General features: G+C 64.6%; 11 protein-coding genes and 1 tRNA gene. 10 read left to right on the forward strand and 2 right to left on the reverse strand.

Features of this window, described 5'->3' with window-relative positions; all coding sequences use genetic code 11:
- The first annotated feature begins 24 nt into the window (after window positions 1–24).
- The 4 genes from lgt (at window position 25) to pyk (ending at window position 8,725) form a co-directional block, all read left to right on the forward strand.
- Window positions 25–1,035: a prolipoprotein diacylglyceryl transferase gene (lgt, locus tag E3T27_RS08995; RefSeq protein ID WP_104197959.1), complete on the forward strand. Its 1,011-nt coding sequence runs from the start codon at window positions 25–27 to the stop codon at window positions 1,033–1,035.
- A 150-nt stretch (window positions 1,036–1,185) separates the two neighbouring features.
- On the forward strand, window positions 1,186–5,763 hold the full coding sequence (gene gltB, locus E3T27_RS09000; RefSeq protein ID WP_104197960.1) for a glutamate synthase large subunit: 4,578 nt from the start codon (window positions 1,186–1,188) through the stop codon (window positions 5,761–5,763).
- The gene (locus tag E3T27_RS09005) at window positions 5,756–7,213 is read left to right on the forward strand and encodes a glutamate synthase subunit beta (RefSeq protein WP_134572295.1); all 1,458 of its coding nucleotides are present in this window, start codon (window positions 5,756–5,758) and stop codon (window positions 7,211–7,213) included. Before gltB ends, E3T27_RS09005 begins: the two co-directional genes overlap by 8 nt.
- A gap of 66 nt (window positions 7,214–7,279) precedes the next feature.
- The gene (gene pyk, locus E3T27_RS09010; protein WP_134572296.1) at window positions 7,280–8,725 is read left to right on the forward strand and encodes a pyruvate kinase; all 1,446 of its coding nucleotides are present in this window, start codon (window positions 7,280–7,282) and stop codon (window positions 8,723–8,725) included.
- Between the two features lie 218 nt (window positions 8,726–8,943).
- Here the strand turns inward: pyk and E3T27_RS09015 are convergent.
- Window positions 8,944–9,026: transfer RNA gene (locus E3T27_RS09015), tRNA-Leu, on the reverse strand.
- Window positions 9,027–9,064: 38 nt separating this feature from the next.
- Here E3T27_RS09015 and E3T27_RS09020 point away from each other — a divergent pair.
- Window positions 9,065–9,670 carry an ANTAR domain-containing response regulator gene (locus E3T27_RS09020; RefSeq protein WP_035879545.1) on the forward strand — a complete coding sequence of 202 codons (606 nt, stop codon included), beginning with the start codon at window positions 9,065–9,067 and terminating at the stop codon, window positions 9,668–9,670.
- Between the two features lie 131 nt (window positions 9,671–9,801).
- Window positions 9,802–13,305 (forward strand): TM0106 family RecB-like putative nuclease, encoded by a 3,504-nt coding sequence (locus E3T27_RS09025; protein WP_134572297.1) that lies wholly within the window; start codon window positions 9,802–9,804, stop codon window positions 13,303–13,305.
- On the opposite strand, the gene E3T27_RS09030 is transcribed toward E3T27_RS09025, so the two are convergent.
- Window positions 13,302–13,727 carry a hotdog fold thioesterase gene (locus E3T27_RS09030; RefSeq protein WP_104198111.1) on the reverse strand — a complete coding sequence of 142 codons (426 nt, stop codon included), beginning with the start codon at window positions 13,725–13,727 and terminating at the stop codon, window positions 13,302–13,304. The genes E3T27_RS09025 and E3T27_RS09030 overlap by 4 nt on opposite strands.
- Window positions 13,728–13,779: 52 nt before the next feature.
- Here E3T27_RS09030 and polA point away from each other — a divergent pair, with 52 nt between their 5' ends.
- From polA to E3T27_RS09050, 4 genes are all read left to right on the forward strand, one after another.
- Window positions 13,780–16,458, forward strand: coding sequence for a DNA polymerase I (gene polA / locus E3T27_RS09035; protein ID WP_134572298.1), 2,679 nt, complete (start codon window positions 13,780–13,782; stop codon window positions 16,456–16,458).
- A 74-nt stretch (window positions 16,459–16,532) separates the two neighbouring features.
- Window positions 16,533–18,206 carry a DUF885 domain-containing protein gene (locus E3T27_RS09040; RefSeq protein ID WP_134572299.1) on the forward strand — a complete coding sequence of 558 codons (1,674 nt, stop codon included), beginning with the start codon at window positions 16,533–16,535 and terminating at the stop codon, window positions 18,204–18,206.
- 112 nt (window positions 18,207–18,318) lie between these two features.
- Complete coding sequence (locus E3T27_RS09045; RefSeq protein ID WP_198416514.1) at window positions 18,319–19,482, forward strand: hypothetical protein; 1,164 nt, start codon at window positions 18,319–18,321, stop codon at window positions 19,480–19,482.
- The gene (locus E3T27_RS09050) at window positions 19,479–22,133 is read left to right on the forward strand and encodes a multicopper oxidase domain-containing protein (RefSeq protein WP_241992187.1); all 2,655 of its coding nucleotides are present in this window, start codon (window positions 19,479–19,481) and stop codon (window positions 22,131–22,133) included. The genes E3T27_RS09045 and E3T27_RS09050 overlap by 4 nt, the downstream gene beginning before the upstream one ends.
- The last annotated feature ends 157 nt before the right edge of the window (window positions 22,134–22,290 follow it).

Below are 22,290 nucleotides of genomic sequence, written 5' to 3' on the forward strand. Positions count from 1 at the left end.
TCGCCCCAGGTGACGTGAGTCACGATGAAAGGTAGTACCCCGGTGTCTTTGAATCTTCTGAGCGCGAGTATCCCGAGCCCTGAGTGGAGCTTCTTCGACCTCGGTCCGTTCCGGATCCACGCGTACGCGTTATGCATCCTCGCTGGAATCATTCTTGCGACGGTCATCACCTCACGCCGCCTCACCAAGCGCGGGGCAGAACCGGGTGTCGTACTGGACATCATTCTCTGGGCGGTCCCGCTCGGCATCGTCGGGGCGCGCATCTACCACGTACTCACCCACCCGGGGGACTACTTCTTTGAGGGCGCCGACTTGCTGCGCACCCTGTACATCTGGGAGGGCGGCAACGCCATCTTCGGATCGTTGATCGGTGGCGCCGTCGGCGCCTATATCGGCTGCCGGCTGACGGGCATCCGCTTTTGGACGTTCGCCGATGCCGTCGCGCCAGCGCTGCTCGTCGCGCAGGCCACCGGCCGGCTCGGCAACTGGTTCAACCACGAACTGTTCGGTCTGCCGACGACCCTGCCCTGGGGCCTCGAAATCGAAGCGAGCAATGTTGCCTTCCCGGTCGGGCTGCCGTCCGGCACGCTGTTCCACCCGACTTTTCTCTATGAAATCATCTGGAACCTGCTCGGTGTGGCCGTCATCCTCTACCTCGAACGCAAATTCCGTCTGCGGTTCGGTCAGACCCTGGGTGCCTACCTCATCTGGTACGGACTGGGACGTAGCTTTTTTGAGTCGATTCGCATCGACCCGAGCGAGATCTACTTCGGCATCCGAACCAACGTCTGGGCTGCCCTGGCTGCCATCGCGCTCGGTCTGGTCATCATTTTCGTGCAGCGTCACCGCCACCCGGGACTTGAGTCCAGCCCGTATGTTTCCGGGCGGGAATGGATTGCCCCTGACGCTGGGGTAGAATTCGAGGACAGCGATTCGGAACCAGAAGACAACACCACCGCGGATCAGAGCGATGATGCCGATCACCCCGAATCACCCGCGACCGCAGCCACAAGCACGAGCGCTCCGCGTCTGTAGTCTCACGTCTGCGCAATCCCAGCTGACATACCCGTATTGGCGTCCGGTTACGGGCCCGTCCCGAACAGGGCGCCGCTACGGTCTCCTGCACACTTCACCATCGGGCCAACGTCGTCCCTTACAGCCAATCATTTCGTGAGGACGGTCTCCATGGCGCAGAAACCTCTCTATTCCCGCTTTAGCAGCATGCCCGAAGCATCCGGTCTGTACGACCCGTCGGCCGAACGCGACGCGTGTGGCCTGGCCATGGTGGCGACCCTGCGGGGAACCGCCGGACACGACATCATCACCCAGGCCCTCGATGCCCTGCGCAACCTCGAGCACCGCGGCGCGGTCGGCTCCGACGCCGGAACCGGTGACGGCGCCGGCATCATCACGCAGGTACCGGATGCGTTCCTGCGCGCCGTGACCGATTTCGCGCTCCCCCCGATGGGTCAGTACGCCGTTGGTAACGTGTTCCTCCCGACCGACCCGACCGCGCGCACCAGGATCAAACGCGCGATCAGCCTGATCGCTGAGGAGGAAAGCCTCACCATCCTCGGCTGGCGCGAGGTTCCGGTGCACCCGGAAGACCTCGGCATCCAGGCCCGCGCCAATATGCCCGCCATTCAGCAGCTGTTCGTGCAGAGCACCCGCACCACCGAATCTGGCGACCCGTTTTCAGATATCGCGCTGGATCGGCAGACGTTTCGGCTGCGCAAGCGTGCCGAACGCGAACTTGAGATCTACTTCGTCTCTCTGTCCAGTCGCACCCTGGTCTACAAGGGCATGGTCACCACCCTGCAGCTCGAACCGTTCTACCCCGACCTGTCCGACGAACGCTTCGTCTCGACACTCGCCCTCGTACACTCCCGCTATTCCACAAACACGTTCCCGTCCTGGCCCCTGGCCCAGCCGTTCCGCATGATCGCCCACAACGGCGAGATCAACACGGTGCAGGGCAACCGCAACTGGATGCGTGCGCGCCAGTCCCAACTCGAATCCGAGCTGCTCGGCGACGTCGCACCACTGCTGCCGATCGTCACCCCGGGCGCAAGCGACTCGGCCTCCTTCGATGAGGTTGTCGAACTGCTCAGCCTGTCCGGTCGTTCGCTGCCACACGCCATCATGATGATGGTGCCCGAGGCGTGGGAGAACCAGACCGACCTCGACGACGAACGTCGTGACTTCTATGAATACCATTCCATGCTCATGGAGCCGTGGGACGGTCCAGCCGCGATCGTTTTCACCGATGGTTCCCTGGTAGGGGCAACGCTCGACCGCAACGGCTTGCGCCCCGGACGCTACCTCGTCACCGACGACGGCCTCGTCGTGCTCGCGAGCGAAATCGGCGTGCTCGGCATCGACCCGGCCCGCGTCGTGCGTAAGGGCCGCTTGCGCCCCGGACAGATGTTCCTGGTCGACACCAAGGCCGGCCGCATCATCGACGACCGGGAGATCAAAGCAGAACTGTCCGCGAGCGAACCGTGGGGAGACTGGCTCGAGAAGGGGCGCATCAACCTCAAGGACCTCCCGGAGCGAGAGCACATCGTGCACCCACCGGCATCCGTAGTGCGTCGTCAGCGCACCTTCGGCTACACCGAAGAGGAGGTGCGCATTCTGCTCGCCCCGATGGCCAGAACCGGCGCTGAACCGCTGGGCGCCATGGGTAGCGACACCCCCATCGCCGTGCTCAGCGACCGCCCACGCCTCATGTTCGACTACTTCACCCAACAGTTCGCGCAGGTCACCAACCCCCCGCTCGACTCGATTCGCGAAGAAGTCGTCACGAGCCTCAAGCTCGCTCTCGGGCCGGAACGCAACCTGCTCTCCGCCGGTCCGGAGCATGCCCGCCAGGTCATTTTGGATTTCCCGGTCATCGATAACGACGAACTGGCGAAGATCCAGCACATTGACCCTGTGGTCGGCAGCCGCACCACCACGACCATTCGTGGCCTCTACCGCGTCGAAGAAGGCACCGACGCGCTGTCACAGCGCCTCGCTGCCATCTGCGTTGAGGTCGACGAGGCCATAGAGGCCGGCGCGCTGTTCATCGTGTTGAGTGACCGCGACTCCAACAAAGACCTCGCACCGATCCCATCGCTGCTCATGATCGCGGCCGTGCACCACCACCTGATTCGCACCGAACACCGTATGAAGGTCGGCATCGTCGTCGAGGCCGGTGACGTGCGCGAGGTGCACCACGTGGCGTTGCTGATCGGCTACGGCGCGTCCGCCGTCAACCCGTACCTGGCAATGGAAACGTGCGAAGACCTCGTGCGCAGCGGAATCATCACCAACGTGACGCCTGAAAAGGCGGTACGCAACGTCATCAAGGCCCTCGGTAAGGGCGTGCTCAAAATCATGTCCAAGATGGGCATCTCCACCGTGTCGTCATACGCCGGCGCGCAAACCTTTGAAGCCGTTGGCCTGGCCCAGTCCTTCGTCGACCAGTACTTCACCGGAACGACGAGCAAGCTCGGCGGCGTCGACATCGACGTGATCGGCGTGGAAAACCTGGCGCGGCACGCATCCGCCTATCCGATGGATGCCGCCGTCACCGCCCACGAACGCCTCGCGACCGGCGGCGAATACCAGTGGCGCAGGGACGGCGCCCCGCACCTGTTCAACCCGGAGACCATTTTCCGGCTGCAGCACGCCACCCGCACCCGGCGCTACGACATCTTCCGCGAATACACGAAGATGGTCGACGATCAGGCCGAATCCCTGATGACGCTGCGGGGCATGTTCACGATCAGCCCCGGCCAGCGCCCCCCGGTACCCCTTGACGAGGTCGAATCGGTCTCCCAGATCGTCAAACGGTTCTCCACCGGCGCGATGAGCTACGGCTCCATTTCGCAGGAAGCGCACGAGACCCTCGCGATTGCAATGAACCGCCTGGGCGGTAAGTCCAACACCGGCGAAGGCGGCGAAGACCTCGACCGTCTACTCGACCCGACCCGGCGTAGCGCTGTGAAGCAGGTTGCGTCCGGTCGATTCGGTGTCACGAGCATGTACCTGACCCACGCCGATGACATCCAGATCAAACTTGCCCAGGGTGCCAAGCCCGGTGAGGGCGGTCAGCTGCCGCCCACCAAGGTGTACCCGTGGATCGCTCGCACCAGGCACGCCACGGCCGGCGTCGGCCTCATCTCGCCGCCACCGCACCACGATATCTACTCGATCGAAGACCTCAAGCAGCTCATCTTCGACCTGAAACGGGCCAACCCGAAGGCCCGCATTCACACCAAACTGGTCAGCCAGTCCGGTATCGGAGCCGTTGCGGCCGGTGTCGCCAAGGCCCTCTCCGACGTGATCCTGATCAGTGGGCACGACGGCGGAACGGGCGCCAGCCCGGTCAACTCGCTCAAGCACGCCGGTACGCCGTGGGAACTCGGCCTCGCCGAGACCCAGCAGACGCTCATGCTCAACGGCATGCGTGACCGCGTCGTCGTGCAGGTAGACGGCCAGCTGAAGACCGGGCGTGACGTGCTCGTCGGTGCCCTGCTCGGCGCCGAGGAATTTGGTTTCGCCACCGCGCCGCTCGTCGTCTCGGGCTGCATCATGATGCGCGTCTGTCACCTCGACACCTGCCCGGTCGGCGTCGCCACGCAGAACCCGGAGTTGCGCAAACGCTTCAACGGTCAGGCTGACCACGTCGTGAACTTCTTCGAGTTCATCGCCCAGGAGGTGCGTGAGTACCTCGCCGAGCTGGGATTCCGCAGTCTGGACGAAGCCATCGGTCACCGTGAGGTGCTGAACGTCAACCGTGCCCTGACCCACTGGAAAGCGCAGGGGCTGGACCTCTCACCCATTCTGAGCGGCCCGGACTTTTCCGAGAGCGAACCGCGCAAGTGGGCCCGCTCCCAGGAGCACGAACTCGACAAACACTTCGACAACGAACTGATTCGCCGAAGCCAGAACGTGCTCGAGCATGGCGGCACGATCAGCATCGACCTGCCGATCCGCAACACCGAGCGCGCCGTCGGAACCATGCTCGGCAACCAGGTCACCCTGCGGCATGGCGAAAACGGCCTGCCGGCCGGCTCCATCGAGGTCACCCTCACCGGGTCCGCTGGGCAATCATTCGGAGCGTTCCTGCCGAGCGGCATCACCCTGCGGCTCGAAGGGGATTCCAACGACTATGTCGGCAAGGGCCTGTCGGGCGGGCAGATCGTCGTGCGCCCCGATCGGGCCAGCCAATTTCCCGCCGAAGACAACGTCATCGCCGGAAACGTCATCGGTTACGGGGCTACCCAGGGCAGTATGTTCATTCGCGGCATCGTCGGCGAACGATTCCTGGTGCGTAACTCCGGCGCGATCGCCGTCGTGGAGGGTGTGGGCGACCACGCCCTCGAGTACATGACCGGGGGTCTCGCAGTCATCCTCGGCGAGACCGGACGCAACCTCGGAGCTGGGATGAGCGGCGGCACGGCCTACGTCTACGGGCTTACCGCCGAACGGGTCAACCGTGATGCGTTGACCTCGGGGGAGTTGCGCCTGCTGGCACTCGAAAGTGTCGACCGTGAGATCGTGCGCGACCTGCTCGAACAGCATCGGGACCAAACCGACTCCGAGCTGGCCAAGCGGATGCTCGACAACCTGGAAGAAACCATGGATACATTTGTCAAGGTGCTGCCGCGCGACTACGCGGCCGTACTGGAGACCAGACAGACGGCGCTCGATGAGGGACTCGATCCCGACGGACTCGTAGTCTGGAATCGAATTCTGGAGGTAACCAATGGCTGATCCGAAGGGATTTCTGAAGACCACGGAACGTGAGCTGCCAGCTCGTCGGCCGGTGGCCATCCGCTTGATGGACTGGAAAGAGGTCTACGAGCAGGGTGATAGTGCCGTGCTCAAACGGCAGGCCGGCCGCTGCATGGACTGCGGTGTGCCGTTCTGCCACCAGGGTTGCCCGCTCGGCAACCTCATTCCCGAGTGGAACGACCTGGTCTGGCGCGACGAGGGTCGAGCCGCCATCGAACGCCTGCACGCGACGAACAACTTTCCCGAATTCACCGGTCGCCTCTGCCCGGCGCCGTGTGAATCGTCGTGCGTGCTCGGCATCAACCAGCCGGCGGTGACCATCAAGGAGGTCGAGGTGTCGATTATCGACCAGGCCTTCGCGAAGGGCTGGGTGCAGCCGCAGCCGCCCGGCCGCCTGACCGGTAAAACCGTCGCGGTCGTCGGCTCCGGCCCGGCCGGGCTGGCCGCAGCCCAGCAACTCACCCGCGCCGGTCACACCGTCGCCGTGTTCGAACGCGACGATCGCATTGGCGGGCTGCTGCGCTACGGCATTCCGGACTTCAAAATGGAGAAGAAGCACCTCGAACTGCGCCTCGCCCAGATGACCGCCGAGGGCACTCGGTTTCGCGCGAACGTTAACATCGGTGTGGACATCAGCTGGGACGACCTGCGGGCCCGCTATGACGCTGTCGTGGTAGCGACCGGGGCGATGGTTCCCCGCGATCTGCCCATTCCGGGGCGCGATCTGCCCGGAGTGCACTTCGCCATGGAATTCCTGGTTCAGCAGAACAAGATCGGTGCCGGTGGAAGCATCGAAGCGTTGATCACCGCCGAGGGTAAGCACGTCGTCGTGCTCGGCGGTGGTGACACCGGTGCCGACTGCATCGGCACCGCGCATCGCCAGCTGGCAGCATCCGTCACCAACCTGGCGATCGGCAAGCAGCCGGGCACTACCCGCCCGGAAAGCCAGCCTTGGCCGATATCGCCGACCCTGTTCGAGGTGTCCAGCGCTCACGAAGAGGGCGGCACCCGCCAGTACCTCGCGTCAACGGTCGAATTTCTCTCCAACGAATTCGGCGAGGTGCGTGCCATTCGCATCGCCGAGACCGAGTACCTTGACGGACGCCGCGTGCCCAAGGCCGGTTCGGAACGAGAGATTCCGGCCGACCTGGTGTTGCTCGCCATGGGATTCACCGGTCCGGAACAAAGCGACCTCAGCCACCAGCTGAAGGTTCCCTTCGATGGGCACGGCAACGTTGAGCGTGACGGCAACTACCAGACCAGCCAGGAGGGTGTCTTCGTCGCCGGTGACGCCGGTCGTGGCCAGTCGCTGATCGTCTGGGCCATTGCTGAGGGTCGCGCCGCCGCCGCTGCGGTCGATGAGTTTCTGGAAGGGCAGACGCAACTGCCGTCTCCCGTCAAGCCCACAGATCGCTCGTTTGCCCTCTAATTCACCAGCCTTCCTGCACCACGTTCACATGCGCTTGAAGAGCGCGGAAATCGGAGATTCACCAGAATGAGACGCGCAAAAATCGTCGCCACCCTTGGGCCGGCAGCTGCCAGTTACGAGCAGATCAGGGCTCTCATCGATGCGGGGGTCGACGTATGTCGAATGAACCTGAGCCACGGCAACTACCAGGTGCACGAGAGCGTCTATGCCAATGTGCGCAAGGCCGCCAACGATTCCGGTCGTGCCATCGCCGTCATGGTCGACCTGCAGGGTCCGAAGATTCGTCTGGGTAAATTCGAAGGCGGCCCGTACGACCTCGCCGTCGGCGACATCTTCAAGATCACCACCGAAGACGTACTCGGCACGAGAGAACTCTCCGGCACGACCTTCAAAGGACTGCCGCACGACGCGAACCCCGGCGATTTTCTGCTCATCGACGATGGCAAGGTCAAGGTGCAGGTCGTTGAAACGGATGGCGTCGTCGTCACGACCAGGGTGATCGTCGCCGGCCCGGTCTCCAATAACAAAGGCATCAACCTGCCCGGCGTCGCCGTCAACGTTCCCGCCCTGTCGGAGAAGGACGAAGCAGACCTGCGCTGGGGCCTGCGTCTCGGAGCCGACCTCATCGCGCTGTCGTTCGTGCGCAGCGCCGATGACATCACCCGCGTGCACGAGATCATGGCCGAAGAAGGTCGCCGCGTTCCGGTGATCGCCAAGATCGAGAAGCCGCAGGCCGTCGACAACCTCGAAGAGATCGTTCACGCCTTCGACGCGATCATGGTCGCCCGAGGTGACCTCGGCGTCGAGCTGCCGCTCGAGGCCGTGCCGATTGTACAAAAGCAGGCCGTGGAAATCGCTCGCCGCATGGCCAAGCCGGTCATCGTGGCCACGCAGATGCTCGAATCCATGATTTTGAGTCCGGTACCCACCCGGGCGGAAACCAGCGACGTCGCCAACGCCGTGCTCGACGGCGCGGATGCCGTCATGCTCAGCGGTGAGACCAGCGTCGGAGCATACCCCGTTGTCACGGTGCAGACCATGGCCCGCATAGTGGAGTCCACCGAGGTGCACGGACTCGAGCGCATCGGCAAGCTGACCAATAAGCCGCGCACGCAGGGCGGTGCCATCACCCTGGCCGCCATCGAGGTCGCCGAGTTCGTCGACGCAAAGTTCCTCTGTATTTTCACCGAGTCGGGAGACTCTGCCCGACGCATGTCGCGTCTGCGGTCGAAAATCCCGATGCTGGCCTTCACCCCTGAGGCGGGCATCCGTCGTCGTCTGGCCCTCACCTGGGGCATTCAGACCTACCTGGTGGACCCGGTCACGCACACCGACGCAATGTTCGGTCAGGTGGATGACATCCTCATCGGTCAGGGACTCGCGCAAATCGGTGACAAGGTCGTCGTCATCTCTGGTTCCCCTCCCGGAATCGTCGGTTCGACCAATGACATTCGCGTGCACCGCGTGGGCGACGCCCATAACGAGGTCGCGCCGGCGTACGTCAAGAAATAGCGTGTAGCGCGATCAGCCTCGCTCTGTGATTTTTACGGAGCGAGGCTTTTGTCGTTATCGACGACTCATTTCTGGTGCCGCCAGTGCGCTCGCTTTCGCCGAGACGAACTGGTCTACCTCGGCGACCGTGTAAAAAACCTCACCTGCACATCCGTGCCGGTGAGGCCAAGCAGCGTCAGAAACTGCATTTGATCTGGTCATTTACTGGTGAAAAATTGTACCGGTGGTGGGACTCGAACCCACACGTCCTTGCGAACAAAGCATTTTGAGTGCTCCGCGTCTGCCATTCCGCCACACCGGCTAACAACTACTCGTTCAGAATACCGTAGGCTTTTGCACGTGACCGACCAAGACAGCACCCCCACCCCTCCGCGCCGCGTTGTCGTCGCTGAGGATGAATCCCTCATCCGCCTCGACATCGTCGAGATTCTGCGCGACAACGGCTTTGAAGTCGTCGGCGAAGCCGGTGACGGAGAAACTGCGGTCGCCTTGGCACGGGAACTCCGCCCCGACCTGGTCATCATGGACGTCAAGATGCCCCAACTGGATGGCATCAGCGCAGCTGAACGCCTCTCCAAGGAGCACATTGCACCGGTCGTCCTGCTGACAGCGTTCAGTCAGAAAGAACTGGTCGAACGCGCCACCGAAGCCGGCGCCCTCGCTTATGTTGTCAAGCCCTTCACCCCGAACGACCTGCTGCCTGCAATCGAGATCGCCCTCTCGCGCTACAGCCAGATCATCACCCTCGAGGCTGAGGTCGCCGACCTGGTCGAGCGGTTCGAGACCCGTAAGCTCGTCGACCGGGCCAAGGGCCTGCTCAACGAGAAAATGGGCCTGACCGAGCCGGAAGCCTTCCGCTGGATCCAGAAAGCCTCGATGGACCGGCGCCTCACCATGCACGATGTGTCGCAGGCGATCATCGAACAGCTCAGCGCCAAGAAGTAGTCGCGGTTTAAAAGTAGAACGGCCCGGCAGGTTCTGCCGGGCCGTTCTACTGTCTGGCGGTCCAGCCCAGGGCCCGGTGGACGGTGTGTCAGTGCTGCCCGCTACGCTCGAAATTAACGAAGGGCGGTCGCATGTTCCTACTGGATGGCCAGGTGGTGACCAGTGCGAGTGACCTGAGCGCTGCATCCGTCTGCGAGTTTGCGTTTCTGCGCCGTATCGACGCGAAACTCGGCCGCATTGACGGGGTTCCTGAACCGGTCGACGCCATGCACAAACGCACGTCCCGGCTCGGCGACGAGCACGAACATCGGGTGCTCGAACGCTACCGGCAGGACTATTCGGTCGTGGAGATCGCCCGGCCAGAGCGGATATCGCGCCCAGCCCTCGAGACAGCCGCCGAGAACACGCGGCTGGCCTTCGCGGAGCACACCGACGTTATTTTTCAGGCCACCTTCTTCGATTCCGATTATGGCCTGACCAACATAGCCGACCCCATCGTCTTCCTCGGATTCGCCGACTTCATCGTGCGGCAGAGTGATCACACCTGGTTGGTACAAGACACGAAACTTGCCCGGCACGCCCGGGTGACCGCCCTGCTGCAACTGGCCGCGTACGCCGAACAACTCGAACGCATTGGGGTTGACCCGGCTGAGACCGTCGAGCTGTTGCTCGGCGATGGCTCCGTCAGCGTGCACCAGCTGGAAGACATTCGCCCGGTATACCGCAAGCGCAAACAGCGTCTCGTGCAGATCATCACGGAACGCCTCGGCGACAGTGCCTTCGTCAGGTGGGGTGACCCGCGCTACACCGTCTGTGGGCGCTGTGTCACTTGTGAACTAGAGGTGCAGAAGCACCGCGACCTGCTTCTCGTAGCCGGTCTGCGGCCGTCCCAGCGCGCCCGGCTTGCGGCCGCCGGCCTCTGCACCATCGATGAACTCGCTGCATCCGGTGGCGCTATCGACGGCATGGCCGATTCCACGCTCGCCGCCCTGCGCACACAGGCGCGGCTCCAGCTTCAGGCGGTCGCGGGGACAGCGCCGCCGGTAGATCTGTGCAATCCGGGGACGCTGGCGGTGCTGCCCGAGCCAAATCCCGGCGATATCTTCTTCGACTTCGAGGGTGACCCGCTGTACACAGAAGACACTGCGACCGAGGGTGCGACCACGCAGTGGGGCCTGGACTACCTGTTCGGTCTGGTCGACGTCGATGAATCCTTTCGCGCCTTCTGGGCGCACACCTGGGCCGAGGAGAAGCAGGCACTCACGGACTTTCTGGCGTACCTGGTCGAGCGTCGCGCTCGATACCCGGGCATGCACGTCTACCATTACGCCGCGTACGAGCGCACTCATCTGCTCAGCCTCGCTGCCCGGCATGGCATCGGCGAAGATCAGGTCGACTCGCTGCTGCGTGAGAACGTGCTGGTCGACCTCTATCCGCTCGTGCGCAAGAGCATGCGTGTCGGGTCCCGCTCCTACTCGATCAAGAAGCTCGAGCCGCTCTACATGGGCTCCGAACTGCGCGGCGGCGAGGTCACTAACGCAGCGGAGTCCATCACCGAATATGCCGGCGCTCGAGACCTGCACGCGCACGGCGACACGGCCGAAGCGCAGCGCATGCTGGAATCCATCGCCGACTACAACCGCTACGACTGTGTGTCAACGTTGCGGCTGCGTGACTGGCTGCTCGCGCTCGCGCGTGGGGCGGGCATCCGTTCAGTCGGCACCCAGCCCGAAGCGGATGCCGACACGCTCGAGCCGTCGCCGGTGCGCGACGCCCTGCTCGCCATCGCGGCCACGGCTGGCCGCACGTCGCGCACCGCAGACCAGGCAGCGGCAGCCTTCGCCGCCGCCGCGATCGACTACCACCGCCGGGAGCAGAAGAGTTTCTGGTGGGGACACTATTCTCGGCTCGAATACCCCATCGACGACTGGCAAGACACCCGCGACGTGCTCGTAGTCGACCGCGTCGACGTGGACCGTGACTGGTTTCGCGAGGGCCAGCAGCGCGTCGATCGTCGCCACCTATGGCTTCGAGGGCGTCTGGCACCGGGCAGCAGCATCAAACCGGGCGACCAGGCCGGGCCATACCTGCTCTACGAATACCCCGGGCCTTTCACCAACCCCGACACATCGGAGGGCGCTCGCACCCACCGCGCCGTAAAAGTGCTCGCGGTCGACGACGACGGCGCAATCCTGGTCGAAGAGACCCTGCTGAAAGATGTCGCCCGCTACGACCACCGACCGAGCGCACTCGCACCGGCCGCACCACCCCGACCGTTGCAGCAGAAGCCCGCCATCGATGAGTGGGCTCAAGCGATCGTTGACGCCCAGCCGGACTGGCCGCGCGACCCTATGGTCGATATTTTGCGCCGCATCCCGCCGCGCACCCATACCGGACACCTGGCGGCCGTCACGGTCGACGGAGAGACCATAGACGCTGTCCTGACAAGTCTGCGTGACCTCGACAGGTCGTATCTTGCGATCCAGGGGCCACCCGGCACCGGCAAAACCTACCTCGGCGCCCACGTCATCACGGCGCTCGTGCAGCAGCATGGCTGGAAGATTGGCGTCGTCGCCCAATCCCACGCAGTCGTTGAGAATCTGCTCGGCGCCATCGTCACGGCCGGGCTCGACCCTGCGCTGGTCGGAAAGGTGGCCAAAACCGGGGCTGACCGGGCACAGGCCGTGTACACGGTGCTGCCCAAAGACGGCCAGCTGCTCTTCGCACTCGACCACGCCAACTCCGGATTCGTCATCGGCGGCACTGCCTGGGACTTCAGCAATCCTGCCCGTGTGCCGCGGCACAGCCTGGACCTGCTCGTCGTCGACGAGGCGGGCCAGTTTTCGCTCGCCTCGACCATCGCGGCGAGCGTCGGCGCGAAGAACCTGTTATTGCTGGGTGACCCGCAGCAACTGCCGCAGGTGAGCCAGGGCATGCACCCCGAGCCGATAGACCAGTCAGCGCTCGGCTGGGTCGCGGCCGGCCACGACGTGCTGTCAGGGACGCGAGGCTATTTTCTGGCCGAGAGTCGCCGCATGCATCCGGCGGTGACAGCCCCGGTCTCCCGCCTCTCCTACGGCGGACTCCTGCGCGCCAATCCGATCACCTCGACCCGGTTCCTCGCCGGTGTCACGCCTGGGCTGCACGCTGTTCCGGTGGTGCACACCGGCAATGCCATTTCATCGGCTGAAGAAGCGGAAGCCGTCGTGGCACTCGTGCATAATGTCCTCGGCCGGCTCTGGACCGACCCGACCGACTGCCGCACCGAGGACCCACTCAGCGAAGCCGACGTGATCGTCGTAACCCCCTACAATGCCCAGCTGGCGCTCGTACACGCGGCACTGGCTGCTGCCGGCCACTCCAACGTCAGAGTGGGCACGGTCGATAAGTTCCAGGGTCAGGAGGCGGCCGTCGCGATCGTCACGCTCGCCGCCAGCTCGGCCGACGACGTACCGCGCGGCCTGGCGTTCCTCATTATGAAGAACCGCCTCAACGTCGCCATCTCGCGAGCCAAATGGGCCGCGTACCTGATCTACTCACCTGCCCTGACCGCATACCTGCCGGTAACGTCCGCCGGCCTCTCCGAACTCAGCGCGTTCATCAGCCTGGTGGAGCCAGACCCGGCCGAGATCTAGGCTTGCGGCGGCAAGTCCTTGATGATGTTCGTGATGCGAATCGTCGAGCAGCGCCGGCCGGCATCATCGGTGACGACGATCTCGTGGGTGGTGAGCGTGCGGCCAAGATGAATCGGGGTACACACCCCCGTGACGTAGCCGGACGTTGCCGAGCGATTGTGCGAGGCGTTGATTTCGATACCGACTGCGAGTTTTCCCGGTCCGGCATGCAGATTCGCGGCCATCGAGCCGAGCGACTCACCGAGCACGACATAGGCGCCGCCGTGCATGAGCATGGCCGGCTGCGTGTTGCCCGCCACGGGCATCCGTGCCACGGCCCGGTCAATGGTGAACTCGGTGAACTCCAGCCCCATCTTGTCGGCGAGATCTCCGCAGCCACGCTGCTGAACCCAGGCGAGTGCGTCGTCAGTCGTATTGAACATGATCACCTTTGGTCGGGGAGCCTTGTCGGGGAGACACTTGTAGGCTAAGGGAGTGTTGGACTCCGAAAAGCCTACCCTGATGATCATCGACGGCCACTCCCTGGCATTCAGGGCGTTCTACGCCTTGCCGGTGGACAGCTTCCAGACCCATGCCGGTCAGCATACAAACGCCATCCACGGCTTTCTGTCGATGCTGCTCAGCCTGCTGCGCAACGAGAAGCCGACCCACCTCGCCGTCGCCTTCGATATTTCGCGCGCATCCTTTCGCACCAGGGAATACCCGGAGTACAAGGGCACGCGTAATGCGACACCGCCGGAGTTCCTCGGCCAGATTCCACTGCTGCAAGAAGCCCTCGCCGCGATGAACATCACGACCATCACCAAGGAAGACTTCGAGGCCGACGATATTCTGGCGACCCTCTCGGTGCAAGGCACCGTGGCCGGCTACAACGTACTCGTCGTCTCTGGCGACCGGGATGCGATCCAGCTCGTCAACGAGACCGTCACCCTGCTCTACCCTTCCAGCCAGGGCGTGTCCGCCCTCACTCGCTACGACCCGGCCCGGGTGCGCGAGCGTTACGGCGTCGAACCGGAGCAGTATCCCGACGTCGCCGCCCTCGTCGGTGAAACCAGTGACAACCTGATCGGCATCAGCAAGGTGGGCGAGAAGACCGCCGTCAAATGGCTCGGCCTCTACGGCAGCCTCGATGGCATCCTTGAACACGCCGACGAGATCAAGGGCGTCGTCGGCAACAACCTGCGCGAGCAGCGGGAGAACGCGATTCGCAACCGCCGTCTCAACCGTCTGGTCACCGACCTGGAGCTGCCTGTGGCCGTTGCCGGCCTCGAACGCGGGGCCATGAACACCGACGCTGTGCGTGACATCTTCACCCGCCTCGAATTCAAGACGTTGCTCGACCGGGTGCTCAAGCTCGCCGGGGAAGACCCGGCGGCCGCAGCATCCGCTCTCGTCGCCGCCATCGACGAGGTTCCAGCCGTGCAATCGCCCATTGCGCAGGACCTGCTCGACGAAGAGTTGCAGTCCTGGCTCGACCGGGCAACGGCGGCGCACCCGGCCGGACTCGGCCTCACGGTGGAAGTGCAAGACGGCAAGGCCATCGGTTTCGGACTGGCCAGCCCGACCGAAACCATCAAGCTGCCGTGGCAGCAGGGCCGCAAAGACTACGCTCCGTTCGAAGCTTGGCTCGCGAGCGACGCTCTGAAGATCATGAACGACGCCAAACACCAGGTGAAGGCGCTGCGCCGCAGCGGTTTGCCCTTGGCCGGCCTCGCCTTCGACACGCTGGTCGGCGCCTGGCTCTTTCGCCCCGGGGGACCGGACAAGACCCTGGCCGACCTCGTGTCACGGTACCTCGACGAAGCACTGCCGGTGGCCGACCCCAACCAGCTCGTGCCCGACGAGACCCAGCAGGCCGGCGCCCCCGCCCAGGCCTGGTACACCCTGCGGGTGTTCGCCGCCGTCGAGACCGCGCTCGACCCCGGCTCTCTCAAGCTGCTGCTGGAGATCGAACTGCCCACCCTGCTGGCTCTTGCCGACATGGAGCTCGCCGGCGTCAGCGTCTCGCACGAGCAACTCGCCGAACTTTCAGCTGAACTCGGCGCCAGCACCGCGAGTCTCGCGGCGGCGGCGTACGCCGAAATCGGCCGTGAGGTGAACCTCGGCTCACCCAAACAACTACAAGACGTGTTGTTCGAGCAGCTTGAGATGCCCAAGACCCGGGCCAACAAGACCGGTTTTTCAACGGATGCCGGCGCCCTGGCCGACCTGCAGGCGAGCAACCCGCATCCGTTCCTCGACCTGCTGCTGAAGCACCGTGATGCCACCAAGCTGCGGCAAATTGTTGAGACCCTCGATAAAGCCATCGACACCACCGGGCGCATCCACACTACGTATGTGCAGATCGGTACCACGACCGGCCGCATCTCCTCGAACGATCCAAACCTGCAGAACATCCCCGTTCGCACCGAGGAGGGTCGGCGCATCCGTGCCGCTTTCCAAGCCGGTGCGGGAAGCGAGAGCCTGCTCACTGCGGACTATTCACAGATCGAGATGCGCATCATGGCGCATCTTTCCGAAGACGCGGGGCTGATCGAAGCCTTCAATGCCGGCGAGGACCTGCACCGTTTCGTCGGTTCGCGTATTTTCGGTGTCGACCCCGCTGACGTATCCGGTGAGATGCGCAGCAAGGTCAAGGCGATGAGCTACGGGCTCGCCTACGGCCTCAGCGCCTTCGGTTTATCCAAGCAGCTGCGCATCGATACCAAAGAAGCCAAGCAGCTCATGACCGACTACTTCGACCGGTTCGGAGCGGTGCGCGACTACCTGCGCAACGTCGTTGAGCAGGCCAAGGTCGACGGCTACACCGAGACCATCTACGGGCGGCGCCGGCCGTTCCCTGACCTGGCCAGCCCCAAACGAGTGCTGCGCGACAACGCTGAACGCGCGGCCCTCAACGCTCCGATCCAAGGTTCGGCGGCCGACATCATGAAGATCGCCATGAACGGTATCGCCGCCGACCTGGCGGATGCCTCAATGGGGTCCAGCATGCTGCTCCAGGTCCATGACGAGTTGATTTTCGACGTGGCTCCGGGGGAGTGGGACGCCCTGCGCCAGGTTGTCACCCACAACATGGAGTCCGCCGCCGACCTGCTCGTTCCGCTGACGGTGCAGGTCGGTCGCGGACCCAACTGGGACGCAGCCGCCCACTAGTTCCGTGCGGGTTGACCGGCCACTCTCCCCGATTGGGGGGTTCAGTCGAAACTCTCGTGTCCTAGGCTCGGGGCATGACACACGACATCCAGCGCACGCCAACGGCCATCGACCAGATCGCTGAAGAGTGGGTGGACACCCTCGTCGACCTCGACCCAACGGTGGGTACCTACATCGGCCGCACCGAGGGGGATGGTCGTTACGGCGACTATTCCCCCGCCGGCCACGAACGATTCGTCGCCGAGGCGAAGAAGACCATTGCCCAGCTGGATGCCGCCCACCCGGTCGACAGCGTCGATGACGTCACCCAGACCGACCTGCGCAGCGAGTTGGCCCTCACCGTGGAAAGCTCCGACGCCGAGTTACAGCTGCGCGACCTCAATGTCATTGCATCCCCGGCGCAGGAGATTCGCGAGATCTTCGACCTCATGCCGACCAAGACCGTTGACGACTGGGCCAACATTTCGTCCCGGCTCGGCAATCTGCCCGCAGCCATCGACGGGTATATCGACACGCTGCGCCTCGGCATCGAACGCGGCGTGACGCCGGCTCTTCGGCAGGTGCGCGAGGTGCTCGCCCAGGCGCAGCGCCACGCAGCCATCGACGGGTTCTTCGCCGAGTTCACCGCGAACGCCGCTGTGGACGATGGCGCACTGCCGGCGTCCCTGGTCACAGACCTCGGTGTGGGCGCACGCCGCTCAGCGACCGCCTACGACAAACTGGCCACTTTCTTCACCACAGAACTCGAGGGTAGAGCCACCGAAAACGACGCGATCGGTCGTGATCTCTATACCCTCGCCTCCCGTCGCTTTTTGGGCGCAACTGTCGACCTCGACGAAACCTACGAATGGGGCATCGAAGAACTCGCTCGCATGGTGGAAGAGCAAGAAAAGATCGCCGACCAGATCAAACCCGGTGCGAGCGTACTCGAAGCCATCGCCTACCTCGACACTGACCCGAAACGCAAACTGCACGGCACGCAGGCCTTGCAGGAGTGGATGCAGAAAACCAGCGATAAAGCCGTCGCCGACCTCGCCGAAACCCAATTCGACATTCCCGACGAGATCAAGACCATCGAGTGCATGATCGCGCCAACCCAAGAGGGCGGCATCTACTACACCGGCCCCACCGACGACTTCTCCCGCCCCGGACGCATGTGGTGGTCAGTACCCGTCGGAGTGACCGAATTCGACACCTGGCGCGAACTCACCACCGTTTATCACGAGGGCGTGCCCGGCCACCACCTGCAGATCGGCCAGGCCGTCTATAACCGGGCCAAGCTCAATACCTGGCGCCGCCAGCTGGCCGGCACGTCGGGGCACGCCGAGGGCTGGGCGCTCTACGCCGAGCGACTGATGGAACAACTCGGCTACCTCGACGACCCGGCAGACCGTTTCGGAATGCTCGACGGGCAGCGAATGCGCGCCGCTCGTGTGGTCCTTGACATCGGCGTGCATCTCGGCAAGACCCTGCCAGACGGTTCGGGCCCGTGGACTTCAGACTATGCCTTCCAATTTCTCGGTCAGAACGTCAACATGAACGAGAGTTTCGTGAAGTTCGAGGTCAACCGCTACCTGGGCTGGCCGGGCCAGGCGCCGTCGTACAAGGTGGGCCAGCGCATCTGGGAGCAGCTGCGCGACGAGTGTGCCGCTCGCGAGGGAACGAACTTCAGGGTCAAGGAATTTCATCGTCGCGCCCTGGACCTTGGCGGCGTTGGCCTTGACACCCTGCGGTCGGCGCTGGCGTAACGGGCAGGGGTGACGCAGTCCTCAGTGAGCATATAGGGCTCGGTAAACTGAACAGGTGCGTCCCCCCGAGTCGTCCCCGTTCGATACCTGCTCTGTATCTCCGCCGGAGCAAGTGACGGGCGTCACCGCTCCAGTGCAGGTTCGGCCGAAGTCCCGCCGCGCCGTCATTGATCGAACGGGCATCCGTTTTTTGTTTTTGGCTCCAGCCGGGGCGTCGCTGCTGCTTGGGCTATACGCGGCGACGGCCCTGCTCGGCTTCGACGTTCCGCCGCTCGCCGACCGCGTCGCCGCGTCCCACGGTGCGCTGATGGTTTTCGGTTTCGTGGGTACCCTGATTGTGCTGGAACGGGCCGTCGCCATCAAGAGGTGGTGGGCGTTCACCGCCCCGGCCTTGCTCGGCCTCGGCAGCCTGCTCGTGCTGGCGCCGCTGCCGTCCTGGCTCGGACGTACCGCGATCGCGGTCGGTGCGCTCGGCCTGCTGCTGATCTACCGCAGCATCTGGCGACGGCAGGCGATGACAGCCATCGCGATCCAGTTCCTCGGCGGCGTCAACCTCCAAGTCGCCGCGATTCTCTGGCTCGCCAACGTTCCCGTTGCCCACCTGATCCCGGCGTTCAGCGCCTTCCTCGTGCTCACCATCGCCGGCGAACGCCTCGAACTCGCGCGGTTGACCCTGCGCGGCACCCATCCCGGACGAGGCCTGCTGTGGGCGTCGCTATCGTTGACCGGATGCGTCTCGCTCGCCCTGTGCGTGCCCGCATTTGGCTACCCGTTGTTTGGAATGGCCCTTTTCTGGGTGGTCTGCTGGCTGTTTCTGCACGACGTCGCACGCCGCACGCTGGGGTCGTTCGGGCTTCCGAGGTACATGGCAGCTTGCTTGCTCAGCGGGTATGCCTGGCTGGTCGTCGCCGGCGGAATCTGGCTCGTCGAAGGCGCCGCGACGAGCGGCGCGACCTACGACGCAGTCATCCATGCGGTACTGCTGGGGTTCACGCTCTCGATGATCATGGCGCACGCGCCCGTCATTCTGCCGGCGGTGCTGCACCGCCCGCTACCGTATCGGCCGATCATGTACCTACCCGTAGCTCTGCTGCACGCCTCGCTCGTGCTGCGGGTGCTGTTCGGCGATGCGCGCGGCTTGCCCCACCTGCTACAGCTGGGCGGATCACTCAACATCACAGCCCTGCTGCTGTTCATCGTCATCGCTGTGGTCTCCGCGGTGCTCGGCCCGGTACAGCAGGCTAAACCCGCGAGGCCCGTTCGGAAAGATCGATGATGAGTCTCGTCTCGGCCCGCGTGCATGCCCGCAACACGTGGTATCTGCAGACCAACGCCGTCATCGCCGCCTGGCTCGCCGTACTCGGCGTCGTTGTTCTGGCCCATCAGGGCATTCGGGTTGCCAACTGGCTCATGGTGCATCTTTTGCTGCTCGGCGCAGTCAGTACGGCGATCATCATCTGGAGCCAGCATTTCGCCGATACCCTGGTGCGACGGCCGGCACTCGATGGGCGCCGGTCGCTGATCGTTCGCTTGGTCGGGCACACGCTTGGGGCCATTCTCGTGATGATCGGCATGATTTTGAACCTGTTCGTCGTGGTGCTCGTGGGCGGCGTGTTGGTCGGCGCGGTTGCGGTGCTGCATGCGGTCCTTCTGGGCGGCGAGCTCCGCCGGGCGAAACCCACCCGCTTCGGTTCGCTCGTGCGTTACTACGTCGTCGCCGCGGTGAGTCTCTTCGGTGGGGTAGGCCTCGGCATCTGGATGGCGAACCCGGGGACGGGCGGCGACCTGCACGCTCGCCTCTACGTGGCGCACATTGCCCTGAACGTGCTCGGCTGGGTCGGTCTGACCGCGGTGGGAACTTTGCTTTTGCTCTGGCCCACGGTGCTGCGTACCCGGCTCGGTGATGGAACGGATGCCGCCGCCCGCACCGCCCTTCCCTTACTCACCGCCGGCGTAACGGTCGTCGCCGGCGCCAGCCTGGCCGGAGTGCCGCTCGGTGTCGGGGCCGGCAGCGTGCTCTACCTGCTCGGACTCGTACCCGTCACGCGGGAGGCCGTGCGGCAGGCCCGGCACGCGCCACCGACGACTTTCGCCGGCTGGAGCCTCGCCGCCTCAATGGCCTGGCTCGCATTCAGTGTTGCGGCGCTCGGTGTCGTGGTCGCGACCGCGGCCACCCCGGCCGACGCCGTCGCCCGCCTCGGCTGGCTGGTGATTCCGTTGCTGGCCGGCTTCAGTGCGCAACTGCTGCTCGGCGCCCTCAGCTACCTGGTTCCGATGGTTTCCGGCGGCGGACCGCAAGCCGGTAGGGCTGCCGCCCTCGAACTCAACCGGGCGCCGCTGTTTCGCCTGCTCGTCACCAACGGCGGCATCGTGCTGTACCTCCTGCCGGTACCGAGCCTGGTCAAGGTCGTGCTGTCCCTGTTGGTGTTCGGGGTGCTGCTGAGCTTTCTGGTACTGCTGGTGCGCGCGGTCGCGGCGGGCGGGCGCATCCGCTCCCGTGCCGGGTCCGCTCCGGTCGCCGGGCTCACAGCGGTCCCGGCAGGTGCGGTGGGCCCGCGCCGCACGCGCAGTGGGATGGCCGCCGCCGCGGTCGGCGCTCTCGTTCTGGCCGTCACCGCGGGTATCGCACTCGACCCGGTCACGGCCGGGGTCGGTACGGCGTCGCTCACCACTCAGGGCGCCAACGCGAGCATCGCCTCGGGCGAGGTCACCGAGGCGACCGTGACCATGCTGGACATGCGGTTCTCACCGTCAATCCTGACGGTACCCTCCGGCAACCGGCTCGAACTCACCGTCACCAACGGCGACACCGCCGTGCATGACCTCACCCTCGCGAATGGGTTGACCTCGGGCCGGGTCGCGCCGGAGGAGACCGTCATCGTCGACGCCGGAATCATGGCCGCCGGCAGTGAAGGCTGGTGTTCCATTGCCGGCCACCGCCAGATGGGCATGGTGCTGCAGATCGTCGTCACGGGGTCCGCAGCGACGGATGCTGCGGCCGACCACGCCGGATCCGGTGCGACGGACTCGGAAGCATCCGCCGCCGACGACCTCGGAGCCCAGTCTCCGCCCTCGCCGGGATTCGTGGCGCGCGATGCCGCCCTGCTGCCTGCATCGGCCGAAACCCACCACGATTACACGTTCCGGGTCGGCGACACCGAGATCGAGGTCGCCCCAGCAGTGACCCAGACACTGTGGCCGTTCAACGGCACTGCGCCAGGCCCGACCCTGCGCGGAAAAGTCGGCGACACCTTCACGATCACCCTGGTCAACGAGGCCTCGATCGGCCACTCCCTCGACTTCCACGCCGGCGCGCTCGCCCCCGACGGTCCCATGCGCACGATCGATCCGGGCGAAACCCTCGAGTATTCCTTCACCGCCACGCGGTCCGGGGTCTGGCTGTACCACTGCTCCACGATGCCGATGTCGCTGCACATCGCCAACGGCATGTTCGGGGCGGTCGTCATCGATCCCGCCGGACTCGACCCGGTCGACCGGGAATACCTGCTGGTCCAGTCTGAGTTCTACCTCGGGCCGCAGGGAGGCGTTGCAGGTTCCGACAAGATTGCCGCCGCCGCCCCCGACCTCGTTGTCTTCAACGGTTATGCCAACCAATATCAGGATCAGCCGCTCCGCGCGAAGGTGGGCGAGCGCATCCGCTTCTGGGTAATCGATGCCGGGCCCAACCTGGCGAGTTCCTTCCACATCGTCGGGGGCCAGTTCGACACGGTGTACGTGGAGGGTGAATATCTGCTGCGTGACGGCGGCAGCACCGGCACCGGCGGCAGTCAGACGCTGGCGCTCGCGCCGGCGCAGGGCGGGTTTGTGGAGCTGAGCTTTTCTGAAGCAGGTACCTATCCATTTGTGACGCACGCCATGACAGACGCTGAACGCGGCGCCGCCGGGCAGATCATGGTCGTTCCATAGCAGCTTTCCGGCGGCAGGGCAGCCGCGCTGGACACCGAGTTGCTCCTCGTCGCTCAGGGTGGCTAAACTGAAGTGTCACAATCGTGACGCCTATCCGCTGCCATGCGCGGAGTGTTCCCCGGGTTTTTGCCGCTGAGCATCCTCAACACTTGCACGA

Origin of the sequence: Cryobacterium lyxosi (assembly GCF_004403345.1) — a bacterium.
Classification (GTDB): Bacteria; Actinomycetota; Actinomycetes; order Actinomycetales; family Microbacteriaceae; genus Cryobacterium; species Cryobacterium lyxosi.

Bases quoted from the DNA above. Each gene is read 5' to 3' on its own strand.
- lgt (WP_104197959.1), top strand. From the start codon at position 25: ATGAAAGGTAGTACCCCGGTGTCTTTGAATCTTCTGAGCGCGAGTATC.
- gltB (WP_104197960.1), top strand. From the start codon at position 1,186: ATGGCGCAGAAACCTCTCTATTCCCGCTTTAGCAGCATGCCCGAAGCA.
- E3T27_RS09005 (WP_134572295.1), top strand. From the start codon at position 5,756: ATGGCTGATCCGAAGGGATTTCTGAAGACCACGGAACGTGAGCTGCCA.
- pyk (WP_134572296.1), top strand. From the start codon at position 7,280: ATGAGACGCGCAAAAATCGTCGCCACCCTTGGGCCGGCAGCTGCCAGT.
- E3T27_RS09025 (WP_134572297.1), top strand. From the start codon at position 9,802: ATGTTCCTACTGGATGGCCAGGTGGTGACCAGTGCGAGTGACCTGAGC.
- E3T27_RS09030 (WP_104198111.1), bottom strand. From the start codon at position 13,727: ATGTTCAATACGACTGACGACGCACTCGCCTGGGTTCAGCAGCGTGGC.
- E3T27_RS09040 (WP_134572299.1), top strand. From the start codon at position 16,533: ATGACACACGACATCCAGCGCACGCCAACGGCCATCGACCAGATCGCT.
- E3T27_RS09050 (WP_241992187.1), top strand. From the start codon at position 19,479: ATGATGAGTCTCGTCTCGGCCCGCGTGCATGCCCGCAACACGTGGTAT.